Origin of the sequence: Kitasatospora sp. NPDC056800 (genome assembly GCF_042789775.1) — a bacterium.
Lineage (GTDB): Bacteria > Actinomycetota > Actinomycetes > Streptomycetales > Streptomycetaceae > Kitasatospora.
This window is the reverse complement of sequence record NZ_JBHUAL010000032.1, coordinates 1-22,346: the sequence shown is the minus strand read 5'-3', so window position 1 is coordinate 22,346 and position 22,346 is coordinate 1. Positions and strand designations below refer to the sequence as shown.

Below are 22,346 nucleotides of genomic sequence, written 5' to 3'. Positions count from 1 at the left end.
TGAACGCATGCCTCCGCGGACGATCGACCTCGACAGCTATGTGACGGGCGTACTCGACGGCTCGCGCGCCTGGATCGCGCGCGCCGTCACCCTCGTCGAGTCCTCCCGACCCGACCACCGCGCACTCGCGCAGCAGCTGCTCCAACGGCTGCTGCCGCACGCGGGCGGCGCGGTCCGGGTGGGCATCACGGGCGTTCCCGGCGTCGGCAAGTCGACCTTCATCGACGCCTTCGGCACCATGCTGACCGGCCAGGGCCACCGGGTCGCGGTGCTCGCCGTCGACCCGACCTCCAGCCGGACGGGCGGCTCCATCCTGGGCGACAAGACCCGGATGGAGCGCCTCGCCGTCGACCCTGCCGCCTTCGTCCGGCCCTCCCCCACGTCCGGCACCCTCGGCGGGGTCGCCAAGGCCACCCGTGAGTCGATGGTGGTGATGGAGGCGGCGGGGTACGACGTCGTCCTCATCGAGACGGTCGGCGTCGGCCAGTCCGAGACGACGGTGGCCGGGATGGTCGACACCTTCCTGCTGCTCAGCCTGGCGCGGACCGGCGACCAGCTCCAGGGCATCAAGAAGGGTGTGTTGGAACTCGCGGACGTCATCGCCGTCAACAAGGCCGACGGCCCGCACGAACGCGACGCCAAGGCGGCGGCCCGCGAACTCGCGGGCGCGCTACGCCTGTTGCAGGCCCCGGACGCCGCCTGGACGCCGCCGGTGCTCACCTGCAGCGGCCTCAACGGCGCGGGCCTGGACGTCCTGTGGGAGCGGCTGCAGCAGCACCGCAAGGTGCTGGACGCCACGGGCGCGCTGGCGGCGAAGCGCCGCGACCAGCAGGTCGAGTGGACCTGGTCCATGGTCCACGACCAGCTCTACGCCCGCCTCCACGAGAACCCCGAAGTACGGCGCCTTACCCCCGAGTTGGAAGCCCAGGTCCGCGCCGGCACCCTCCCGGCAGGGCTGGCGGCCCAGCAGATCCTGGACACCTTCTTCGCCTGACCCAGGTCTCGCAGACCGAGCGCCGTGCCCCACCCCCGCGTGGGGCACGGCGCTTCTCGACTCTCGGGGTACTCGAACCACACCACCTTGCCCGTCTCCACCGGGTGCCACCCCCACACATCCGCGAGCGCCTCCACCAGCAGCAGGCCACGCCCGCTCGTGGCCCCCTCCGCGCACTCCCGGCCCGACAGCTCCGCACCCCGGTCAGCCACCTCCACCCGCACCCGCCCGCCGTACCAACAGACGGTGACGACACACCGCTCCCTCGTGTGCACCAGTGCATTCGCGATCACCTCACTCGCGCACAACTCCAGCTCCTGAAGCGCATCATCCGAGAGCGGCACCCCCCACTCCCGCACGATCGCCACCACCAACCGCCGCGCCGCCGGCACGGCGCCGGCCCCCGGCGGTTCCTCCCACTCCAACGGAACCGGAAACCGGGCGTTGCTCAATGGACTAACCAGCATGTGCACTCTCCAAGCCAACTGGGCGCCGCAACTGCCGACGAAGGCCTACTCGTCGGCGCCTCGGCAGTCGCCGAGACGCCGACGCACAGCCGATTTCTCACCGCTAGTGAACAACTCGTCACGCCCGTGAGACCATCGATCATGCGGCGCTCGCATATGGATATGCGAGCGCCGCATCAAGCCGCTTCAGTCGGTATGGCATTGCTCGTAGCGTTGGGTGGACCCTTGAACTGGAAATCGGAAGCGATCCGGGAAGCATCACAGGCAAGGAACTACGGCAGGATCATCGAGCTGGCTCGAACCCACCAGCGCATGACGCAGGCCCAGTTAGGCCAAGTATGCGGACTGTCGCAATCAGCTATCTCCCGGCTGGAGAAGCGCGGCGTCAGCCCCTACGCCATGGATGTGCTGCTGAAGGTGTCGCAACACCTGGGCATCCCAGTGGCGCTCCTCGGTCTCGCCGAAGTCCCGACCCTGGCACGAATCGGAACTGAGAGTGTGGAGAGACGTCAATTCCTGGGAGCGGCCGCAGCAGTCGCCGTATCACCCGCGCTGGCCGTCGCCGCCAGCTGTGTCGACGAGGCCGATCACCAGGCCTCCTCACTTCGGCTTGTCACGACGTCCTACCGTCGATTGGACGGATCGACTCCTTCCCGGGAACTTGCCGATGCCGTCCGTTCACATCTGCGGCTGATCCAAGGGCTCATCAGTGCAGCACCGACCCATGCCCATCGGATCAGGCTCGCCGCCATCGCGAGCGAGGCGGCGAGCCTGGCTGCCTGGCTGGCATGGGACACCGGAGACAACGGGTCAGCACGCTCGTTCTACGGGGCAGCGATCAAGGCCGCTCGGTCAGGAGCGAATCCGCTCCTTGCCGCCTACCAGACGGGGAGCCTCGCTCAATTCGAGGCACACGCCGGCAATGGGGTCATGGCGCTCGGCCTCGTAAAGCGAGCCCGTGGCTTCCTTGAGACCGACTCCCCCGCAATTGCCGACGCATGGCTGTCGTCAGTGGAGGCTCTCGGACACGCAGCCGCAGGTGATCAGCGGAGCTGCGACCGCGCATTGACACGCAGCCGAGCCTCGCTCGAGTCCAACACCCATGGAGAGCAGCCCCCTTGGCCGTGGGTATTCACCTTCGATGAGGCCAAGGTTGCCAGCTTCAGGGTGACATGTGGCGCCAACCTCGGGCTCTCCAAGTGGGTCTCAGACAGCACTGGCCCTGTTCTCGCCACCGGTCATGCGAAGCAGCGTGCGCTCCTGATGCTGGACCTCGCAGCAGGCCAGCTTGCCGAAGGACAGATCGAGGCGACATTTGCGCTCGCGACGGAAGCCCTGAAGACCGGCCTCACGTACCGTTCCGGGCGAATCGTCGAGCGGAGCCGCGAACTTCGGCGGAGGTTCAACACCTCCTCACCGCCCAAGGCCGTGCGGGAGTTCGATGAACGACTTCACGGCGTCTACCTCTAGGAAGGGAATTACATGCGAATCGGGATCACGGGCCACCGAGGGCTGACAGCCAAGGCGGAGACACAGGTCCGACAACTACTCGAAGACGCCCTCCCGAAGAGGGAGTCCGCCAACCTCACCGTCGTGTCCTGCATCGCGGACGGGCCGGATTCGTGGCTGGCGGAGATCGCACTCAAGCGGGGCGGGCGGCTGGAGGTCATCGTCCCGGCCGACGAGTACCGGGACGGGCTACCGGAGTGGCACCACCCCGTCTACGACCGGCTGTTCGACAGCGCCGCCGCCGTTCACCGCACCGGCCACGTCGAATCCGACGAACCCGCGCACCTGGCCGGAGGCGAACTCCTCGTACACCACGTCGACAAGCTTCTCGCCGTCTGGGACGGCCTGCCGGCTCGCGGCCAGGGCGGGACGGCGGATGTCGTCGCCCTCGCCCGGCGACACGGCGTGCTGGTCGAGGTGATCTGGCCGGAGGGAGCCCGCCGCTGACCGCGTCATATCAGCCCTTCACCTGGGAGCAGCCCGCAGCCAGTCGCCCGTCGGAAAGCGCCGCCTCCTCACACTGCATCCGTCGTCCGAAAGGCTGACGACGAGTCAATGCGGGTACACCGGAGAGGAGAACCAGAGATGCTGGTGCGGCCGTTGACCCGGTTGACCAGAGGACGGGACCGCGATGACCAGTCGACCGCGTACACCGAACACCAAGCTCGCCGCTCTCATGAAGCAAGCACAGTGGGGCAATGACCAGCTCGCCCGGGCCGTGAACCGGGTCGGCTGCGAGGCCGGGCTCCGGCTGACCTACGACAAGTCCGCCATCTCCTACTGGCTCTCCGGCACGATCCCCCGGGCCGAGGTGCAGGAGGTCGTCCGGGAGGTCTTCTCACGTCGGCTCAGGCGCCCGGTGACGCCCGAGGAGACCGGCTTCGGTTCCGGCGACGGGAACGAACACAGCAAAGGCGTGCTGTCCGATCTGATGTCGATCGGCAGGTCCGACATGGATCCCTCACGCCGTGGCGTCCTGACCGCCGGTCTCTACTCGCTGACCCTGACACTGCCGGAGTTCGACGAGAGCCCCGAGCGGATCACCCGTGCCGCCGCGGGCCGAACCGTGCGTGTCGGCGACGGCGAGGTCCAGACCGTACGGACGGTGACCGACCGGATCGCCGGAATCCTCGACGAGCTCGGTGCCGCCCACGCCCGCCCGATGGCTGCGGCGTTCCTGGTCAACTCGGTCGGGCCCTGGCTCCAGGCGTCCGGCACGACCCAGGTGAAGGCCGACCTGCTGTCGGCCGCCGCCGATCTCACCTACCTCACCGGCTGGATGGCGATGTACGAGACCGCCCACGGCCTCGGCCAGAAGTACTACGTCCAGGCCCTCAGGCTCGCGCGGGAGGCCCAGGACCACGTGACGTACTGCCGCACCCTGCGCGGCATGGCACTCCAGGCGTCCAACCTCGGCTACGGTCCAAAAGCCCTCGAACTCGCCGACTCGGCCGCCGAGGCCGCTCCGGCCTCCGGCCCCCGCCTGCGGGCCTTCCTCACCGGCCAACAGGCGCACGGCGCCGCCATGGTGAAGGACCGGCGCCAGGCCTTCGCACGCCTCGCCGAGACCGAGACGGCGCTGGCCCAGGCCGACGGCCGCAACGACTCCATCGGCGGCTACGACCAGAGCGCGTACCACTTCCACGTCTCGCACGTGCTGTACGAACTCGGCGACCTCCCGGGGGCGATCAAGGAACTCCAGCTCTCCAACCGGGCCCGCCCGGCCAACGAGAAGCAGGGCCGCGTGCACGGCAACGGCCTGCTCGCCCGTCGGCAGATGGAACTCGGCCACGTCGAAGCCGCCTGCGCCACCTGGGACACCTTCCTGGACGACTACGTCACGCTCAGCTCCGTCCGCGGCGACGAACACTTCCGCGCCCTGAACACCGCCCTCCCGACCCACGCCGCCAACGGCACGGTACGCCGACTCCGGGAGCGCACCCGCGAGGTCGCGCGGCAGAAGGCCGCGTGAGCCATGAGCCTCCGCTCCGGCAAGGCGTACCGGTCGGGGCGATCTGGCCGGAGGGAGCCCGCCGCCGACCGCGTCACATCGGCTTCTCGCCGAGAGCGGCCCGCAGCCAGTCGAGGGAATCGGTCGCCAGGACGGCATCGGCGAGGTCGTTCGCGGTCTTCGTGGTGAGCCGGCCGCGGCTGTTGTCGATCCACCGCTGCGCGTTCGCGTAGCCCTGCGCCTTGTACTCGACGCCCTGGATCAGGCATTCCAGCTTGTCCGCGTCCCGGGCGCAGACCGCCTCCAACGACTCCTTCGCCTCGTACTCCGCGACGAGGTCCCGGATGGTCGAGGCCAGGACGTCCGGCATTCCCCCGACTTGGTCGGCCGTCACCGCCACCGGATCCGCACTCGGCGCGTACTTCTTGCCCAGGTGGTTGACGTCCCCGGTGCGCGATTCCTGGGAGTCGTGCCAGACCGCCAGGAACGCGGCCTGCGCCGGATCGGCGCCTTCGAGCCTGGCGATGACCGAGGCGATCAACGCGGCCCGCCAGGAGTGCTCGGCGACCGACTCGGGGTCACGGACACCGGCCATCCACCAGCCCGTGCGCTTGGTCTGCTTGAGCGTCCCGGCTTCGAACAGGAACCTCGCCACCGAGCCCAGGTCGTCCGTCACTGCCGACTCCTCTCATCCACGCCACGACCGACGTTACGCGGGCCGGGCCGCCGCAACCGCATCGGTGTACAACTCGGTGGTCAAGTCGTCCTCGCCGATGCCGAGTTCTCCGAGTACGGCACGGACCAGGGAGAGGGCGGGGGCGAGTTCGGCCGCCGTCGCAGCCGATGTCTCCACCTCGATGAACGTCGCTCCATCCAGTTCCGGAACGCGAACGAGCGTGGCCAGCACAGGCCACCCGTCCTGCTGGAAGCTGTAGTTGCGGCACCGCTTCTCGAACGCGATTCGCGGGGTGAAGCCGAGGCCTCGGACGATCTCGTGCATCGCGTCGGCATCCGCGACCCTGGTCTCGGCCTCCGGCTTCGACCCGGACGCCTCGTCCACCCGAGCGTCCTTGTACGTCAGCACGGTGCGCGTGTCGTCCTGGCTGTGCACGGTACGGATCCGCAGCTCCCGGTCAGCGCCCATCAGACTGCCGTCCGGCGCGTCATAGTACGTGTCCCGGTAGACCTCGGCCCGGCCGGAACCGTACCGCTCCTCCAGCTGCTTGAGCACGCCCTCCGGGTCCCGCACGATCGCCTTGAGCTCCGCTTCGATCGCCATCCCTCTGCCTTCCCTCAGATCACACGCTCGGCACTGTCCACCATGGCATCGAACTGCCGACACCAGCCCCGGTACAAGGGGCCGTGCGGAGTGGGCAGCACCTTATAGGTTGCCGACTCGTGCCCTTCCCAATCCGCGTCGAAGGCTCCGACGAACAGGGTGCGGTCCAGCCGGATGATCCGCCACACAGGCATCGTGCGGTACCGGTAGACCTCGACCTGTCCGTAGTCGGACAGCTCCCGGAGCCGGGCCTCCGCCAGTCGGATACCTCCGGCCAGCGAAGCCGTGGACTCTCCGATCTCGGCGGCCCGGCACTCAGCGGCCGGCGACTCCGGATCGAGGAGCAGCACCCGCAGACGGGGGGCGGGGCCGCCATCGCGGCGCAGGTGCTGACGCAACAGGGAATCGCGCAGGGCGAGGAGACCAAGGCCACGCACGGCCAGGACGTCCAGTTCGGCTGCCGATCCCGCCGCACACTGGATCTCGGCGGAGGCCGATTCCTGGTCGCCGTACACACGGACGATCTCGGGAAACGCCGCCAGATCAAAGGCGGATCCGGACGTCCGTCGGCAGGTCGACCGTGGTGCCAGCCCGAGTAGCCGCCGCGCATCGTCGGGAAGGTTGAGCCCGTCGGCGATCCGCTCGAAGACGTTCAGCTTCGTCACCAGCCGACGGCCGTTGAGGATCTCGTTCACCCGGCCTTGCGTCATACCCACCTGAACCGCCAACCGGGCCTGACTCGCGCCGCTGTGGTGCTGCACATAGCGGAACAGCGCGGCGACATCGCGGTCCCGCAGCGCGCACCGCACCTGCTCGTTCTGCCAGGCGAGGTCGGCCAGCCTGATCGGTTCGAGCGCAGTGCCCATGAGGCGAACCCCTCGTCAATCGATCCATTCCACCGTGAGATTACCGTCTGGATATCGCCGACTGCATTCGGTGACGCGATTCTGGATGCGCGGCCGACAGTGCGGACGAGGGCGCACCGGATCGAACTCGGCAGTCCCAGAACGGCCATGACACACGGACGCGGCGAACGACAGGAGCGGACACATGACCACCCCGCAGCCCAAACCCCCGAGGCCGCCGGCGCCTCCCGGCCCCGGGCCGGACATGCCGGTGAGCGGGCCGACCGGCCGCGACTCCACGACGACCATCACGACCAGGTAGGAGACTCCCATGGGATGGGGCCTCGGCAAGGGCGGAAGCTCCGGCGGCGGCAGCGGCGCCAACGACGGCGGTCAGGGCAAGCACGCCGGCAAGAAGGACTTCAACACGACGCCGCAGAACCAGGATCACCAGTCGGGAAAGTCCACCAGCAAGCACGGCAAGGACAACGACAAGAAGTGACCACCAGCCAGAAGAGTCTGCGGCAGGCCGGAACGACCGGCCTGCTGCAGGCTGTTTCCCGCCAGCTCGGCCACGACGTGGCCCCGGAGTGGCGCAAGGCGGCCGAAGCGACCCCGCGCCACCGTTTTCTCCCTGACCACATTTGGCTGGGGCCCGACGGCGGCTCCCTCACACCGTGCGACCGTGGACGCGAGCCCGACCGGTGGTTGGCCGCCGCCTACGCGGACGAGCCGGTCGTGACGCAGATCAACGATGGGCAGGAGGTGAAGGACCCGTCCGACGCCCTTCCGTCCTCCTCGGCTTCCGCCCCGTCGATCGTCTTCCGGATGCTCGAACTCCTGGACGTCGAACCGGGGATGAGGATCCTCGAAATCGGCACGGGCACCGGGTTCAACGCAGCTCTCCTGTCCCACCGGCTGGGTGACGCCAACGTGACCACGATCGAGATCGATCCCGTCCTCGCCGAACTCGCTCGTTCCAACCTCAAGGCCACCGGCTACGCCCCCACCGTGGTCCGGGGTGACGGAGGTCTCGGATGGGGCGTCCAAGCGCCATTCGACCGTGTGGTGGCCACGTGCTCGGTACGGCGGGTTCCGTACGCTTGGATCCGCCAGAGTCGGCCTGGCGGAGTCATCCTCACCCCGTGGTGCGACGACTGGAGTCACGGCGGACTGCTCCGCCTCACCGTCGGCGACGACGGGACCGCCAACGGCCGTTACTCCCCTGACAGCGCCTTCATGCTGATGCGTACCCAGCGTCTCGACCTCCGGCTCTTCCGGGACGTCGCCCTGGACGAGCACGTGCCCACCGAGTCCACGACCGCCCTCGACCCGTGGGCCGTCGCGGATTCCGCCTTCGAGACCCAGTTCGCCCTCGGCCACCGCCTCGGCGACCTCTGGTACGCCTGGCACCACGGACCCGAGGTCGAAGGCGTGGTGACCCGCCTCTGGGTGGCAACGACCGACGGCGGCTCCTGGGCGGCCGTCGACTGGGACGGCCGCGAGAACACCGAGCGCTACACGGTGTGGCAGCACGGCCGGCGCCGGCTCTGGGAGGAGGTCGAGGCCGCTCACCGCTGGTGGCTCGACAACGACCGCCCCGGGCCGGACCGGTTCGGCTTGACCGTCACGCCCGAGGGGCACACCGCCTGGCTCGACGACCCGGCGAACGGGTGGCCCTTGCGGTAGGACCGCACCCGCTCCCGGGCACACCCCTGCGCGCCTCCTCGGCTCTGGGTTCCGGAGCAGCTGGTGCCCCTTGAGCGCGTCCGCTTGGACGGCAGTGAGCCGGAACTCGACCATGTCCGGCCACTCCGAGAGGACGGCCACCATCTATCGCTCATGCACGGATGCGGCAGGGGAACTCGCCAGGCCCCGGTTGGTCGAGAATCGCAGCGGCTACCTCCTGGCCGATGCGGGGCTCAGTCCGTCAGTTCCCACAGCAGCCGGTAGTAGGCAGTCCGCTCCGGGTCCGGGGCGATGCCGTAGGCGTCGAGCAGCGGCTGCTCCCAGCCCGGGCCGTAGTTCCACTGGGTGCTCCAGGTGGCGATGGCGAGGTCGGCCCAGCGGTCGGCGAGGCCGAGGGTGCCGAGGTCGACGTGGCCGGTGTGGGTGCCGTCGTCGCCGATCAGGGTGTTGGGGGCGCAGGCATCGCCGTGGCAGACGACGAGGTGGTCGATCGGGGGGATGTCGGCGAGGGTGGCCAGGGCGCGTTCGACGGTGCCGTGGTGGCGCAGTTCCTCCGGCCAGTCGGCCGGGTCGGTGCGGCCCGCTTCCGCCTTGGCCCGGGCGTTCGACAGGCGTGTTTCGGCGGACCAGTCGAAGGGGCAGTCCGCGACGGGCAGTGCGTCGTGGAGCGCCCGCAGGCCGGCGCCGATGGCGCGGACGGCGGTGGCGGGGTCGCGCTTCCAGTGCTCGTCCACGGCCGACCGGCCGGGCAGGCCCTGGGTGACGAGCCAGGATCCGGTTTCGTCGGCGCCCTCGCCGATGACCGGTGGCACCACGGCGAACCTCGCCGCCCAACGCAGGCGGACCGCCTCCGCCGCGAGGTCGATGCCGATGCCGGTGCCGCTGCCGCTGCCACTGCCGCTGCCGGCCGGCGTCCACTTCACGAACTGCCGGGTGTCGCCGTGGCCGAGCTGGAAGGTCAGTCCGCCGAGTTCGTTCTCCCAGACGGCCCGTACCGGCCGTCCGGCCGCGAGCTCGGTGACGACGGGTGGCGGCTGGACGGGGCCCTGGGGCGCGGCGGCGATCATCCGCCCATTCTCACCGGGGCGGGCGGCAGCCTGCCAACCGTTTTGCGGGGCTCCGCCGCTACCAGGCGGCGGCCCGGAGGGCGTCCTGGGCGAGGTCCTCGACCGACCGGTCGTCCGTCGGGACGCGGACCGCGCCGGCGCCGGGATTTCCTGTCGCCGGGATCTCCCGCCGCCGGGAGGGCGGGACGGCGGCGCTCCCGTTCCCGGGTACGCCGCCGTCCGGCCACCGCCCGTCGGTCTCAGCCGAGCGGCAGGGACTTGAACGCGCGGGCCTGCTCCGTGATGGCGCGTTCGGTGGGCAGCCGTTCCATCGAGGAGGCGCCGAAGAACCCGGCGATCCCGGTGGTGTGCTCCAGCACGTAGCGGGCGTCCTCGGGTTCGGCGATCGGGCCGCCGTGGCAGAGCACGATGATCTCCGGGTTGACCCGCTTCGCGGCGTCGTGCATCTCCTGTACGGCGGCCGCCGCCTGGTCGAGGGTGAGCGCGGTGGCCGCGCCGATGGAGCCCTTGGTGGTGAGCCCGACGTGCGGGACGAGCACGTCGGCGCCGGCCCGGGCCATGTCGGCGGCCTGCTCCGGGTCGAACACGTAGGGGGCGGTGAGCAGTTCGCGCTCGTGGGCCTGGCGGATCATGTCGACCTCCAGGCCGAAGCCCATCCCGGTCTCCTCCAGGTTCGCCCGGAACGTGCCGTCGATCAGTCCGACCGTGGGGAAGTTCTGCACCCCGGTGAAGCCGACGGCCTTCAGCTGGTCCAGGAAGTTGCCCATGATCCGGAACGGGTCGGTGCCGCACACCCCGGCGAGCACCGGCACCTCGCGGACCACCGGCAGGACCTCCCCCGCCATCTCCAGCACGATGGCGTTGGCGTCGCCGTACGGCATCAGGCCCGCCAGCGAGCCGCGGCCGGCCATCCGGTAGCGGCCCGAGTTGTAGATGATCAGCAGGTCGACGCCGCCGGCCTCCGCGCACTTGGCGGACAGGCCGGTGCCGGCGCCGGCTCCGATGACCGGCTTCCCGGCGGTGATCTGGGCGGTCAGGCGGGCCAGGGCTTCGGTGCGGTTCACGGGTGGGCTCCTCGTTCGGCGGGTGTCGTTCGGTGGGGGGTAACGGCAACGGTCAGGCGTGCGCGGTGATCAGCTGGTGCAGCCGGTCGGCGGCCGCGACGGCGAAGGCCGGATCGTTCAGGTGGGCGTCCACCTCGCGCAGTTCGACCGGGCCGCCGGCCAGCGCCGAGCGCAGCGCCGCCAGGCCGGCCCGGTCGGCGGCCGGGTCGTGGAACGGCCCGCCCGGCGCGTCCACGGCGGACACCCCGCCGAGCGGCCAGAGCACCGTCACCGGGCCGCGCGCCGCGTTGAGCTTGTGCCCGAGGTCGGCGCCGACGGCGGACATCTCCTCGGCGGTGGTGCGCATCAGGGTCACGGTGGGGTTGTGGACCAGCAGCCGGCGCTCGGCGAAGCGCTCCGGAACGGTCTCCCGGGGGCCGAAGTTGACCATGTCCAGCGCGCCCGGCGCGACCACCTGGGGGATGCCGGCCCGTCCGGCCGCGGTCAGCCGGTCGGGCCCGGCGCTGAGCACGCCGCCGACCAGTTCGTCCGCGAGTTCGGTGGTGGTCAGGTCCAGGACGCCGGCCAGGAAGCCGCCCGCGACCAGCTTCTCCAGCGCCCGGCCGTCGGCTCCGGTGGCGTGGAACACCAGGACCTCGTAGCCGAGTTCGTCCAGGCGCTCGCGGGCGACGTCGACCGCGGGCGTGGTCACGCCGAACATGCTGGCGCCGACCAGCGGGCGGCCGTGCGGACGCGGGGCGGCCAGCACCCGCTCGTGCCGGACGGCCATGCCCGCGGCGGCCGCCGCCGCGTTCCCGAGGATCAGCGAGGACACCGAGTTGATGCCCGCGACGTCCACCACGCTGTACATCAGGGTGACGTCGCTGCTGCCCACGTACGGTGCCACGTCCCCGCCCGCCATGGTGGACACCAGCAGCTTGGGCACGCCGACCGGCAGCGCCTGCATCGCGCGGGCCGCGATGGACGACCCGCCGCTGCCCGCCACCGCCAGGACGGCGTGCAGCCGGCCCGACCGGTACAGCTCGCCGACCAGCCGCTCGGCGCCCTGAGCCATCGCCGTCACGGCCGCCCCGCGGTCGCCCGCGGAGCGCAGCGCCGCCAGGTCGTGCCCGGCGGCCCGGGCGACCTCCTCCGGGCCGAGGTCGGCGGCGGGCGTGCCGGGGGGCGGCGGCAGCACGCCGGCGTCGACCATGACCACCTCGCAGCCGTCCTCCCGCAGCCGCTCGGCGAGCCACGCGTACTCCGCGCCCTTGGTGTCCAGTGTCCCGACCAGTACGACGGTCGCCATGTCCCTGCTCCTTTGAACGGACGGTGCCCCGATCATCCGGCGGGGCCGGGACGGCGGCAAAGACCACTTGCGGGCAAGTGGCCTGCCGTCGGCCCCGGTCACCGGGCCGGACGGCGGCCGGGGCCACCGGGGCATCATGGACGGCATGGACCGGATCCCCGCCACCCGCCTGTCGCGCCTGCTCACCGGCTGGGCCGCCGACGGTCCGGGGGCCCTGCCGCGGCTGCTCGCGGACGCGCTGCGCGAGCTGGCCGAGCGCGGTGACGTGGCCCCCGGCACCGCGCTGCCCTCGCAGCGGGCGCTGGCCTCGGCCCTCGGGGTCAGCCGCTCCACCGTCACCTCCGCGTACGGGCTGCTGGAGGCGGAGGGGCGGCTGGAGAGCCGGCACGGCAGCGGCTCGCGGCTGCGCGCCTCGGGGGCGGTCGGCGAGCCCGTCGGCGAGGGGCGGCTCGCCAGTTTCGGCACCCGGGACGGCGTCGTCGACCTCTCCAGCGGGGCGCTGGAGGGCCTGCCCGCCGTGGCGGACGCCCTCGACTCGCTGTCCGGCCGGGACCTCGCCGCCGCGCTCGCCGGTGACGGCTACCTCCCGTACGGGCTGCCGCGGCTGCGCGAGCTGCTGGCCGAGCAGTACCGCGCGGCCGGCCTGCCGACCTCGCCGGAGCAGATCCTGGTCACGGCCGGGTCCCAGCAGGCGCTCTGGCTGATCACCCAGGGGCTGGTCGAGCCGGGCGACACCGTGGTCGTCGAGGACCCGACCTACCGGGGCGCCCTGGAGGCGCTGCGCGCCCGGGGCGCACGCCTGGTGCCGCTGCCCGCGTACGGCTCCCGCTCCGGCGCGGCCCGCGCCACCGACGTGCACGACGACGGGCCCGCCGCCCTGGCCCGGCTGACCGGCCGGATCCGCCCGCGCCTGGTGTACCTCCAGCCGGCCGTGCACAACCCGACCGGGCGCGCCATGAGCGGGCCGGCCCGACGGGCCTGGGCCGCCGTCCTGGCCGAGCGCGGCCTGTACACCGTCGAGGACAACGCGTACGCGGAGCTGTCCCTGTCCGAGGACGGCGCGCCGCCCCCGCTCGCCGCACAGCTGCCGGACGGCACGACCGCGACCATCGGCACCCTCTCCAAGCTCTACTGGGGCGGCCTCCGGCTGGGCTGGATCCGCGCCTCCCGCCCGGTCATCCACCGCCTGGCCGAGCTCCGCAAGTCCGTCGACCTCTCCTGCCCGGTGGTGGAGCAACTGCTCGCGGTGCGGCTGCTCCAGGGGCTGCCGGAGGCGCGGGCCCGGCGCCGCGCGCAGCTGCGCGAGCGCCTCACCGCGGCCGAGCGGCTGCTCACCGCGCAGGCGCCGCACTGGCGTTGGGAGCGGCCGGCCGGCGGCTCCGCGTTGTGGGTCGAGCTCCCCGGCACCGACGCCGAGGCCACCGCCCAACTGGCCCGCCGGGCCGGGGTGCTGGTGGTGCCCGGGCCCGCCTTCTCCGCCGTCGACGGCTTCCGCAGCCGCCTGCGGCTGCCGTTCGCCGCCCGGCAGGACCAGCGTGACCCGCACGACCAGTACGACCGGTTGGCCGCCGCCCTGCCCGTCCTCCTGCACAGCGCCGACCGCGCCGGTCCCGTCCGCTGAGCCGCCGTACCCGCGGAACCGTCCGCCCCGCGCCCCCCGGCTCAGCGGCGGAGGGCCTGGCGGGTGCGGCGGGCGAGGCGGTGGGCGCGTTGGACGGCGACGAAGGCGGGCATGGAGTCGGCCTGGGTGAGCCGGTACTTGAGGCGGAGCTGGGGGCTGAGGCCGGCCTGGGCCTCGGGGCCGATGGCCTGGAGGAGCCGGGCGACGTGCTGCTGGTAGGCGGCGCGGTAGGCGCGGTCGCCGTCCGGGACGGTCCAGAAGAACATCGGGATCTCCTCGACCAGGCAGTTGCGGTCGTAGGCGCGCAGGTGCTCGGCGAAGGCGGGTTCGGGACGGGCGAGCAGCCATTCGCGGACGAGTTCCATCGAGCGGACCCGGTCGACGACACCGCGCGGGTCGGTCTTCTTCTGGGTGATGGAGAGGTCGCCGTCCTCGCGCACCCGCCAGTGGTAGACCGGGTCGGCGAGCACGTCGACGCGTGCGGCGAGGAAGTGGTGGGGCACGCTGACCGGGGCGTCCTCGTACAGGATGCCCTCGGGGTACGTCAGGCCGGCGCCGTCGAAGAAGGAGCGCCGGTAGACCTTGTTCCAGGCGGTGCGGTCGGTGACGAGGGCGGGGGTCTCGCCGATGTGGGTGCGCAGCCGGGTCTCGTGGAACGGGCGGCGGTGGGCGTGCGAGGGGCTGAGGCCGGAGGTGCGCAACCGCAGGGCGTTGCCGGCGGCGAAGTCGGAGCCGGTCCCGTCGAGGGTGCTGATCATCAGCTGGTAGGCGTGCGGCGGCACGACGTCGTCGCTGTCGACGAAGGCCAGGTACTCGGTGCCGGGGGTGAGGTGGCGCCAGCCGGTGTTGCGGGCGGCGCCGAGGCCCTGGTTCCGCTGCCGGACCAGTCGGAAGCGCCCGTCCCGCTCGGTGTACTCCTCGGCGATGACGGGGCCGTCGTCGGTCGAGCCGTCGTCGACCAGGACGCACTCGAAGTCCTCGAACGTCTGGGCCGCGATCGAGTCCAGGCACTCCCCGAGGTAGCGCTCGACGTTGTAGATCGGGACGACGAGGGAGAGACGCGGGGCCATCGCACGGCCTTTCGCTCAGGACACGAGCGGACGGGCCGGGCGGCCGTCGACCGCCGGTCACCGACAGTGGCCCGAGCATACGGACCGTATGCGGCCCGCGGGCGAACGCCGGGTTGAATCGAGCGAGCGGAACGGTGCAATCACCGGTCCGCCGGGGCGTCGGCCGCGCCCGGCGTCAACCCGCCCGCGCGGGACGTCCCTTGGGGCGCAAGGGGAGGGCCCCGGACCGCCCGACCGGTCCGGGGCCCTCCGTCACCCGAACCGGGTCAGGCGCTCTTGACGGCCGCGAAGCGGTCCGAGACGTCCTGCCAGTTGACGACGTCCCACAGGCGGGTGACGTAGTCCGGGCGGACGTTGCGGTACTGCAGGTAGTAGGCGTGCTCCCAGGCGTCGAAGGCCAGCAGCGGGGTGGTGCCCTGGCCGACGTTGCCGTGGTGGTCGTAGACCTGCTCGACGATCAGGCGCTGACCGAGCGGCTCCCAGGACAGGATGCCCCAGCCGGAGCCCTGCACGCCGGTGGTGGCGGTGGTGAGCTGCTTCTTGAAGGCGTCGAAGCTGCCGAAGTGCTCGGTGATGGCGTCGGCCAGCTCGCCCTCGGGGCGGTCGCCGCCCTCGGGCGAGAGGTTCTGCCAGAACAGCGAGTGCAGCACGTGGCCCGACAGGTGGAACGCGAAGGTCTTCTGCAGGCCGACCAGGCCGCCGAACTGCTCCTTGTCGCGGGCCTCGGCCAGCTGGTCCAGGGTGTCGTTGGCGCCCTTGACGTACGCGGCGTGGTGCTTGGAGTGGTGCAGCTCCAGGATCTCGGCCGACATCGCCCGCTCCAGCGCGGAGTAGTCGTACGGCAGGTCGGGAAGCGTGTAGGTGCCCATCAGGACACGGCCCCTTTCGGCGGGTTGAACGGTGGTGATCGTGCCGGGACAACACTATTGCGTATCAGTTGCAAGAACGAAGCATGGGCTCCTGCTTATTCCCGCACGTCCCGTCGGGCACAATGACCGCCGCTGACCACCCGTCCGGCCCAGCCGACTCGCCCCGCCCGCCCGGCCCGGCCGACCTGCCCGGCCCGTACGCCCCGTCACCCCGGCGGCCCGTCACTCCGCCGCACCGGCGCCCCTCCGGCAACGTTTCGGTCTCGTAGACCGGCAATCCGTTCCCGGGGCTTCCCTCCGTGTTCGCCGTTGTGCCATTTTACATGTCACACAGCAAGGCCCGTGCGCCCCACGCAGCGCGGCCACCCCCACCCTCAACGGCCCCGGAGGCCCCCACAGATGCGTCCCTCCTCGATAGCGAAGGACGGCGCGCGCAGACTCCCTGCGCTCGGCACCGCCCTCCTCCTCTCGCTCGGCCTGTTCGCACCCGCGGCGCAGGCCGCCGCCCCCGCGGCCGCCCCGGCCGGTCAGCCCGCCACCTCGGCCGGCCAGACCGCCGCACCGCGCACGATCCCGGTGCCCAAGTCCCCCGACACCCCCAAGGACGCCCGTCCGCTGGTCTCGGACCCGCAGGCCAAGGCCACCGCCCCGACGGCGGGCAGCACCGTCGGCGCCGCCAGGTCGGCACGGGCGCTCACCGCCGCCGCCTGCGACGTCTCCGCCTTCACCGGCAAGTCCGGTGCCGCGCTGGTCCAGCAGGTCAAGGGGGCCGGTCTCGACTGCGTCAACACCCTGTTCACGCTGACCGGCAACGACGCCAAGGGTGCCTTCAACGAGGCCCAGATGGTCACCGTCGCCAACGCCCTGCGCGACACCGCCGCCACCTACCCCGGCGACAACTCCACCTCCGCCGGGCAGCTGGTGCTCTTCCTGCGGGCTGGCTACTACGTGCAGTGGTACAACAAGGACGTCGTCGGCCCGTACGGCACCGGCCTCCAGACCGCCATCCGCGGTGCGCTGGACGCCTTCTACGCCGCCCCGCACAGCAAGGACGCCACCGACGCCAACGGTGCCACCCTCGCCGAGGCCGTCACCCTGATCGACAGCGCCCAGGAGAACGCCCGCTACACCGGCGTCGTCAAGCGGCTGCTGAACGACTACACCGGCAGCTGGCCCGCCACGATGGCCACCGCCGTGGCCAACACCGAGACCATCATCGAGCGCGGCTTCGACCTGCCGGAGTTCGTCTCCGCCCTCCAGGCCGACCCGGCCTTCGCGACCACCGTGTCGTCCTTCGTCACCCGCAACAGCGGCCAGCTCAACGGCGGCGACACCGTCACCAAGATCGGCATCCAGCTCGGCAACCTGGTCGCCAACGACGCGCTGCGCGCCCAGGGCCGGCCGATCGTCAAGGACCTGATCAACCGCTACCCGCTGGTCGGCAACACCGGTCCGCTCACCATGAACCTGCTCTGGTTCACGGAGAAGAAGGACGCCGGCAACTGCTCCTACTACGGCACCTGTGACGTCCCGGCCAAGCTCGTGCCGCTGGTGCTCACCGTCGACCACACCTGCAACGCCAACCTGCGCATCCGCGCCCAGGACATGACCGCGCAGCAGCTCGCCGACACCTGCACCAGCCTGGTCAACCAGGACGCGTTCTTCCACAAGGTGGTCAAGGACAACGGCCCGGTTCCGAACGACAACAACACCAACCTCGAGGTCGTCGTCTTCGACGACTACTACAACTACAGCCTGTACGCCTGGGAGATGTACAAGATCGAGGTCGACAACGGCGGCATGTACGAGGAGGGCAACCCGGCCACGGTCGGCAACCAGGCCCGCTTCATCGCCCACGAGGCCTCCTGGCTGCGCCCCCAGTTCCAGATCTGGAACCTCAACCACGAGTACACCCACTACCTCGACGGCCGCTACGACATGTACGGCGACTTCGAGGCCGGCATGACCACCCCGACCATCTGGTGGGTCGAGGGCCTCGCCGAGTACGTCTCCTACAGCTACCGCGGCGCCCACTACGACGACGCGGTCGCCCAGGCCGGCAAGGGCACCTACGCGCTGAGCACCCTGTTCGACACCACCTACGACAACGCGGACTCCACCCGGATCTACAACTGGGGCTACCTGGCCGTCCGCTACATGCTCCAGTCGCACCCGCAGGACGTCGACGCGCTGCTCGCCAAGTACCGCGCCGGTGACTGGAACGGCGCCCGCACGCTGCTGAAGACCACCATCGGCACCGCGTACGACGCCGACTTCGCCACCTGGCTCAAGGCCTGCGCCGCCGACAACTGCGGCTCGCTGCCCACCACCGAGCAGCCCAAGGCCCCGCTCTGCACCGCCACCGACGCCCGGCAGTACGACAAGAACTGCCGCCGCGACAACGTCGCCGCCACCACCGGGAACTACAGCTACAGCTTCCTGAACCTGCCGGCCGGCGTGAAGCAGCTGACCATCACCACCAGCGGGGGCACCGGCAACGCCGACCTCTACTACAACGCCGGCTCCTGGGCCACCACCGGCTCCTCCACGGCCAAGTCCGCCACCGGCGGCAACGGTGAGACCCTGACCATCACCAACCCGCCGGCCGGCTACGTCTTCTTCAGCCTCTACGCCCAGCAGGGCTTCGGCGGCGTCACCGTCACCACGACCTACAACTGACACCGACGCCCCACGACCGACCGACTGCCGCAGGCAGCAGGGCCCCGCGACTTCGCGGGGCCCTTTCGCTTTCCCGTTCCGACCCCCCCGCCCGGGGATATCCAGGGGTTATAACGATTCGGCCATCGAATAGGCCGTCAACGGCCCGTAAGAGATCGCATATTCCTCTGCCGAGGGGGTGTCCGGGCGGCGAAGTTTCGGTTAGTGTCCATGAACAGATCAACCGGTTCGGCCTCCGGCAACGGAATGCCGAATATCTCTGACGGCTCGGGTGCGGCATTCTCGCCACACCCGCCAATCCCCGGAATGGAGAGTTAGTCATGAAGATGGTCAAGGCGCTCGTCAAGAAGTTCAAGAAGAACGACGACCTCGCGAACCACGCGTGGGTGCTGCACGTTATCTAACGTGTCCAGCCGCTGGCGGGGGCCGGGTCGGCCGAGCCCCCGCCGGCGCCACGGCGCGTCCGGGATTCCTCCGCGCGCCACGCCGAACACACTGACCTGCCATTGCGCATTGGAGGCCGGATTCCCGTGGAAGAAATGGCGACGGCAACCGCGCGCAGCCGTTCCCTCGTGTTCGCCCCGAGGATTCAGGAGCTGCTGGCCAGGGACGAGAAGGTGTTCCGGATCGACCCGTCGAAGGTCGGCGTCTCGGACTCCCGGCTGATGGCCGAAATCGTCGCGGCCCGCCCCGTCCTTTCCACCGAGCGATCGGTCTACAAGCCCGCCGCCGGCTCCGACATCCCCCACGACAGCGCGACGCGCACCATCCGCGCACTGGGGCAGGACGCCATGGCGGGCATCCGCAAGCCGCCGCCCCCGGCGCGCGGCATGGCCGGCTCCTGGCCCTACGCGGGCACCTCCTACCTGCGCCGCTGGCTGTTCTCCGACGACCCGCTGCCGGTCTCCCTGCTGTCGAAGCGCGGCGTCACCCGCTCCGACACCCTCTCCCGGCTCGTCGACCGCGCCGTCACCGCCTGGCCCGGCTCCGCCGACCAGGACGGGGGCACCGAACTGGCCGGACTGATCCGCGGCGCCGACGAGACGCTGGAACGCAAGCAGGCCATCGCGATGTACCGGCGGGCGACGGCCACCCTCTGCGACGGCGTGGCCGCCCTGGCCGGCAACGCCCTGTGGCTCATGGGCCCGGAACAGGACCGGCCGGAGCACCGCGCCAAGCTCACCGACGTCCTCTGGGAGACCCTGCGCCTGCTCCCGCCCGCCTGGATGCTCTACCGCAACGGCGGCGCGGCGTACACCGAACTCCACCCCGAGATCCGGCCCGAGGACGACGTCGCGCTCTTCCCGCTGCTGATGCACCGCCACCCCGACTACTGGTCCGACCCGCTGGACTTCCGCCCCGAGCGCTGGGACGGCGTCGCGGACCCGGAGAAGACACCCGGGTTCATGCCCTTCGGCTTCGACGGCGCCCGCTGCTGGGCCAAGCACCTGATCGTGCCGCTGGCCGAGCAGCTGCTGACCGCGGCCCTGGACAACCGGCTGGTCGTCCACAGCCCGCGGCAGGACGCGCAGGTGCCGCTGCGCTCCCTGCTCGCCGTACGGTTCGAGGCGCGGGTCCGGGCCTGACGCCCCGGCGCCGCCTCCGGAACACCCCCGCCGCCCCGGAAGACCCCTGACACCACGGGACACACCATGGAATCGCCCACACTGGCCGACTGGGTCGGCGACGTCGACGGCTTCACCGGCCGCCAGTGGCAGCGCGAGCCCGCGCTCTTCCCCCGGAAGGCCCCGGAGGCGCCCGCCTCGCCCGCCACGCCCGCCTCGCCGTTCGACCTCGACGAACTCGACGCCGCCTTCGACGGCGGGCTGCTGCGCACGCCCTACCTGGAGATGGTCCGCTCCGACAAGGTGACCATCCCGCCGGAGGCCTTCACCACCTCGCGCACCGTCAACGGCACGGCGCACCACGGCTTCGCGGACCGCGCGAAGGTGCTCGCCCAGCTGCGCCGCGGGGCGACCCTGCTGCTGCGCTGCGTCGACCAGTGGCACCGCCCGACCGGCGAACTGGTGGCGCGGCTCTCCGAGGAACTCGACCGGCGGGTGGAGGCGTTCTTCTTCGTCACCCCGGCCGGCGCCCAGGGCCTCGCCGTGCACCGCGACGACGCCGACGTGTTCGTCCTCCAGGCCGCCGGACGCAAGACCTGGTACGTGCACGACGCCCCGACGACGGCGGACTGGCGGCTCGGCGAACTCCCCGAGGACGAGCGCTCCCCGCTGCGCCTGCACGGCGTCCTCGAACCCGGCGGCGTGCTCTACATCCCGCGCGGCTTCGCCCACCGGGCGGTCGGCGCCGGGGGCCTGTCCGCCCACCTGTCGCTGACCGTCCGCGACCTCTCCGTCCAGGACCTGCGCACCGCCCTGGAAGGGCAGTTGGCCGAAGGCCTCGGCCTGCCCGCCCGCCCGCTCGGCGAGCCCGCGATCACCGACGCCTGCGCCGCCCTGCTCGCCCACGCCCGGACGAGGCTCGACGCGCTCGGACCGGAGGACCTCCTGCGCGCCGCCCGCGCCGCGCACCGAGTCCACCAGGTCCCGGCAGCCCCGGCCGAACCCGCGGAAACCCTCACCGAGGCCGCCCGCACCTGGGAGTCCGCCACCTCGACCGACGGCCGCTCCGGGCTCGCCTCCGTCGGCCGCACCTGGCGCCGCCTGCGCGGCGCGGCCGGGTAGCCTGCGGCGACGGCAGCGACAGCCCGGTGCAAGGAATCCGCCTCGATGATCTGATCGACCGACAGGATGCCTCGGACTGACTGACGTTCGACCAGCGAAGCCGCCCCGACTCGACGATCCTCTCCGTTCCGGGCAGCGCTGGGGCAGACTGCTCACCATGCGATCAGAAGATCAGAGGGGCGCCCTGCCCAAGCCCGTCCTGCCGGACGTCGCCGCCGCCCGCGCGATCGGTCCCGAGGCCGCGGTGGAGGCCCGCTGGGAGGGGATCGTCCTGTCCTGGGAGTGGCTCCAGCAGGACATCGGGCACGGCCCCGGCAGCTGCCACGACGGCCTGGTGCGGCTGCTGAAGGCCGCCCGCGCCGAGCCCCGACTGGGCCGGCTCTTCCCCTGGACCAGCCACCACGACCTGCACTTCAGCCTGTCGACCTCGTCCCCGTGGACCGCCGCGGGCGTGCCGTTCGCCGTGCCGCTGGACGGCGGTGGCTACCAGGTCCGCGGCCAGGGCGGCGCCGGGGTGCTCGGCACGCCCGCCACCCCGGAGGAGGCCGTCGCCCTGCTCGTCGACCACCTCCCGCCGGACCTCGGGCCGGTGTTCAACCACCCGGCGGACGAACCGCGCTGAGGCCGCCGGGGTGGCAGCGCCCCGCACCGGGGGTCACGATGGAAGCCCGGCCACCTCCGGCCCCGGCCCGATCGGAGCGCGATGAGCGACCAGCACAACGTCGTCCTGCTGACCTTCCCCGAGGCCGCCGCCTGGCGCCCGGCCTTCGACGAGGCGCAGCACCTGCCGGGCCTGCGGATGGTGGCGGCGATGGAGCGCAGCGCCGACGGGCTGCTGGAGGTCGCGGACACCTTCACCCGGGGCGCGGGGGTGGCGACCGTCGGCTCGGGTGTGCTGGGCGGCCTGATCGGGCTGCTCGGCGGGCCGGTCGGCGTGCTGCTGGGCTTCGCGGCCGGCGCGGCGCTCGGCAACGCGGCCGAGGAGCACCAGGCGAGCGAGGGCGGCGCCGGGCTGATCATGCTCTCGCCCCGGGTGCCGGACGGCGGGGCGCTGCTCGCCGTGGAGCTCCGGGAGTCCTCGCCCGCCCCGGCGGACGAGCTGGCCGCCCGGCACGGGGCCTCGGTCGAGCGGATCGACGCGCGCGAGTTCGCCGAGCAGGTCCGGGCGGCCGAGCAGAGGGCGGACGACCCGGGCGCCTCCTGAGCGCCACGGGGGCGGGGGCCTCCTGAGCCGCGCCGGGGCCGTACGGGACCGGGCGTCCGGTCC

20 protein-coding genes and 1 pseudogene are annotated in these 22,346 nt (G+C 71.7%); 12 read left to right on the top strand and 9 right to left on the bottom strand.

Annotated features, from left to right (window positions below):
- The first annotated feature begins 7 nt into the window (after positions 1 to 7).
- On the top strand, positions 8 to 994 hold the full coding sequence (meaB, locus tag ACFRQN_RS10400; RefSeq protein ID WP_380739655.1) for a methylmalonyl Co-A mutase-associated GTPase MeaB: 987 nt from the start codon (positions 8 to 10) through the stop codon (positions 992 to 994).
- Between the two features lie 86 nt (positions 995 to 1,080).
- On the opposite strand, the pseudogene ACFRQN_RS10395 reads toward meaB, so the two are convergent.
- A pseudogene (locus ACFRQN_RS10395) lies at positions 1,081 to 1,461 on the bottom strand (ATP-binding protein); the annotation flags it as partial.
- 225 nt (positions 1,462 to 1,686) lie between these two features.
- Here ACFRQN_RS10395 and ACFRQN_RS10390 point away from each other — a divergent pair.
- The 3 genes from ACFRQN_RS10390 to ACFRQN_RS10380 all read left to right on the top strand — a co-directional run bounded on the left by ACFRQN_RS10390 (position 1,687) and on the right by ACFRQN_RS10380 (position 4,942).
- Positions 1,687 to 2,931: a helix-turn-helix domain-containing protein gene (locus ACFRQN_RS10390; RefSeq protein ID WP_380739653.1), complete on the top strand. Its 1,245-nt coding sequence runs from the start codon at positions 1,687 to 1,689 to the stop codon at positions 2,929 to 2,931.
- A 123-nt stretch (positions 2,932 to 3,054) separates the two neighbouring features.
- Positions 3,055 to 3,417 carry a hypothetical protein gene (locus ACFRQN_RS10385; RefSeq protein ID WP_310593108.1) on the top strand — a complete coding sequence of 121 codons (363 nt, stop codon included), beginning with the start codon at positions 3,055 to 3,057 and terminating at the stop codon, positions 3,415 to 3,417.
- 229 nt (positions 3,418 to 3,646) lie between these two features.
- Positions 3,647 to 4,942, top strand: coding sequence for a hypothetical protein (locus tag ACFRQN_RS10380; protein WP_380739651.1), 1,296 nt, complete (start codon positions 3,647 to 3,649; stop codon positions 4,940 to 4,942).
- Positions 4,943 to 5,015: 73 nt separating this feature from the next.
- Here ACFRQN_RS10380 and ACFRQN_RS10375 read toward each other — a convergent pair whose 3' ends face one another.
- The 3 genes from ACFRQN_RS10375 to ACFRQN_RS10365 are packed head-to-tail and all read right to left on the bottom strand — an operon-like array spanning position 5,016 to position 7,066.
- Complete coding sequence (locus tag ACFRQN_RS10375) at positions 5,016 to 5,597, bottom strand: HD family hydrolase (protein ID WP_049649992.1); 582 nt, start codon at positions 5,595 to 5,597, stop codon at positions 5,016 to 5,018.
- Between the two features lie 33 nt (positions 5,598 to 5,630).
- Positions 5,631 to 6,200, bottom strand: coding sequence for a class IV adenylate cyclase (gene cyaB / locus ACFRQN_RS10370; protein WP_380739648.1), 570 nt, complete (start codon positions 6,198 to 6,200; stop codon positions 5,631 to 5,633).
- Positions 6,201 to 6,214: 14 nt separating this feature from the next.
- A complete protein-coding gene (locus ACFRQN_RS10365) occupies positions 6,215 to 7,066 on the bottom strand; it encodes a helix-turn-helix domain-containing protein (protein ID WP_380739646.1) in 852 nt (283 codons plus the stop codon).
- A 310-nt stretch (positions 7,067 to 7,376) separates the two neighbouring features.
- On the opposite strand from ACFRQN_RS10365, the gene ACFRQN_RS10360 reads away from it, so the two are divergent.
- Both ACFRQN_RS10360 and ACFRQN_RS10355 read left to right on the top strand, forming a co-directional pair.
- Positions 7,377 to 7,547 carry a hypothetical protein gene (locus ACFRQN_RS10360; RefSeq protein ID WP_375874852.1) on the top strand — a complete coding sequence of 57 codons (171 nt, stop codon included), beginning with the start codon at positions 7,377 to 7,379 and terminating at the stop codon, positions 7,545 to 7,547.
- Positions 7,544 to 8,734 carry a methyltransferase domain-containing protein gene (locus ACFRQN_RS10355; protein ID WP_380739644.1) on the top strand — a complete coding sequence of 397 codons (1,191 nt, stop codon included), beginning with the start codon at positions 7,544 to 7,546 and terminating at the stop codon, positions 8,732 to 8,734. Before ACFRQN_RS10360 ends, ACFRQN_RS10355 begins: the two co-directional genes overlap by 4 nt.
- A gap of 233 nt (positions 8,735 to 8,967) precedes the next feature.
- Here ACFRQN_RS10355 and ACFRQN_RS10350 read toward each other — a convergent pair whose 3' ends face one another.
- The 3 genes from ACFRQN_RS10350 to ACFRQN_RS10340 form a co-directional block, all read right to left on the bottom strand.
- Positions 8,968 to 9,801, bottom strand: coding sequence for an aminoglycoside 3'-phosphotransferase (locus tag ACFRQN_RS10350; RefSeq protein WP_380739642.1), 834 nt, complete (start codon positions 9,799 to 9,801; stop codon positions 8,968 to 8,970).
- Between the two features lie 239 nt (positions 9,802 to 10,040).
- Complete coding sequence (locus ACFRQN_RS10345) at positions 10,041 to 10,865, bottom strand: phosphoenolpyruvate hydrolase family protein (RefSeq protein ID WP_074002548.1); 825 nt, start codon at positions 10,863 to 10,865, stop codon at positions 10,041 to 10,043.
- Between the two features lie 52 nt (positions 10,866 to 10,917).
- The gene (locus ACFRQN_RS10340; protein WP_380739640.1) at positions 10,918 to 12,153 is read right to left on the bottom strand and encodes a Tm-1-like ATP-binding domain-containing protein; all 1,236 of its coding nucleotides are present in this window, start codon (positions 12,151 to 12,153) and stop codon (positions 10,918 to 10,920) included.
- 145 nt (positions 12,154 to 12,298) lie between these two features.
- On the opposite strand from ACFRQN_RS10340, the gene ACFRQN_RS10335 reads away from it, so the two are divergent.
- Positions 12,299 to 13,774: a PLP-dependent aminotransferase family protein gene (locus ACFRQN_RS10335; RefSeq protein WP_380739639.1), complete on the top strand. Its 1,476-nt coding sequence runs from the start codon at positions 12,299 to 12,301 to the stop codon at positions 13,772 to 13,774.
- A gap of 41 nt (positions 13,775 to 13,815) precedes the next feature.
- On the opposite strand, the gene ACFRQN_RS10330 is transcribed toward ACFRQN_RS10335, so the two are convergent.
- Complete coding sequence (locus ACFRQN_RS10330; RefSeq protein ID WP_117487007.1) at positions 13,816 to 14,844, bottom strand: glycosyltransferase family 2 protein; 1,029 nt, start codon at positions 14,842 to 14,844, stop codon at positions 13,816 to 13,818.
- 266 nt (positions 14,845 to 15,110) lie between these two features.
- Positions 15,111 to 15,713: a superoxide dismutase gene (locus ACFRQN_RS10325; protein WP_049649981.1), complete on the bottom strand. Its 603-nt coding sequence runs from the start codon at positions 15,711 to 15,713 to the stop codon at positions 15,111 to 15,113.
- A gap of 399 nt (positions 15,714 to 16,112) precedes the next feature.
- On the opposite strand from ACFRQN_RS10325, the gene ACFRQN_RS10320 reads away from it, so the two are divergent.
- The 5 genes from ACFRQN_RS10320 to ACFRQN_RS10300 all read left to right on the top strand — a co-directional run bounded on the left by ACFRQN_RS10320 (position 16,113) and on the right by ACFRQN_RS10300 (position 22,283).
- Positions 16,113 to 18,392: a M9 family metallopeptidase gene (locus tag ACFRQN_RS10320; RefSeq protein WP_380739636.1), complete on the top strand. Its 2,280-nt coding sequence runs from the start codon at positions 16,113 to 16,115 to the stop codon at positions 18,390 to 18,392.
- Positions 18,393 to 18,931: 539 nt separating this feature from the next.
- Complete coding sequence (locus ACFRQN_RS10315; RefSeq protein WP_380739634.1) at positions 18,932 to 19,978, top strand: cytochrome P450; 1,047 nt, start codon at positions 18,932 to 18,934, stop codon at positions 19,976 to 19,978.
- Positions 19,979 to 20,044: 66 nt separating this feature from the next.
- Positions 20,045 to 21,079: a JmjC domain-containing protein gene (locus ACFRQN_RS10310; RefSeq protein ID WP_380739632.1), complete on the top strand. Its 1,035-nt coding sequence runs from the start codon at positions 20,045 to 20,047 to the stop codon at positions 21,077 to 21,079.
- A 157-nt stretch (positions 21,080 to 21,236) separates the two neighbouring features.
- Positions 21,237 to 21,701: a DUF6193 family natural product biosynthesis protein gene (locus ACFRQN_RS10305; protein ID WP_380739630.1), complete on the top strand. Its 465-nt coding sequence runs from the start codon at positions 21,237 to 21,239 to the stop codon at positions 21,699 to 21,701.
- A gap of 81 nt (positions 21,702 to 21,782) precedes the next feature.
- On the top strand, positions 21,783 to 22,283 hold the full coding sequence (locus tag ACFRQN_RS10300) for a histidine kinase (protein WP_380739628.1): 501 nt from the start codon (positions 21,783 to 21,785) through the stop codon (positions 22,281 to 22,283).
- The last annotated feature ends 63 nt before the right edge of the window (positions 22,284 to 22,346 follow it).